Origin of the sequence: Enterocloster aldenensis (assembly GCF_003434055.1) — a bacterium.
Lineage (GTDB): Bacteria > Bacillota > Clostridia > Lachnospirales > Lachnospiraceae > Enterocloster > Enterocloster aldenensis.
On sequence record NZ_QVEX01000052.1, the window covers coordinates 347 to 1,015 of the forward strand.

The 669-nt window shown below is 30.8% G+C and carries 1 protein-coding gene; it reads right to left on the reverse strand.

Translation table 11 applies throughout. The annotated features are described in order from the left end of the window. On the reverse strand, positions 1–496 hold a 496-nt coding region (locus tag DWX59_RS28450), incomplete at its 3' end, for a transposase family protein (protein ID WP_147325892.1). Between the last annotated feature and the right edge of the window lie 173 nt (positions 497–669).

Sequence of the window (669 nt, forward strand, 5' to 3'; positions counted from 1 at the left end):
TATATTTGGAATTTCTAGAGAAATGAAATTCATCAATCAATAGAACTCTAGGAAGGCTATGTCTTTTAATTCTGACAAAAGTATCAAATATTTCCATGATTCTGGTAGAAGAAACACCAAACATTCTAGCAATGGAAGCATAAGTAGCATTATAAGGTTTTAACCTGTTTAGAATAGAAATGATAGCTGTTCTAGTAAAAGACCAATCACCATAAGCAATAGGATTTACATCAGAAAAAGAAGCATTACAGTCAATGCATTTATATCTTTTAACATAAGTAATCATCTTTACAGGTTTGTCATTAACAGGTACAGATACAATAGATCTTTTCTTATTGCCTTTACTAATGAAATGAGTGCTGCCACATGTAGGACATGAAAATCTAGATGGCTTGAATCTAATATCGATTTCATAATTAGATTCTTTATGATCTACAGTAAATGTTTTAACAACATCATCCTTGATATCAAATAGTTTTAATAACTCGTTGTTCATAATAATAATTTAATCAGGACCAGACAGTAAAATTGTATCAAAAAAGGGGATGATTCACATCCCCACGATAATTTAGAGGGTACTCCGCCTAATAATTTAGAGCGAACCTCTAAGCACCGGATAATTTAATATACCTTAAAAACAGTCCTTTGGGGCTGTTTTTTGTTATTTAT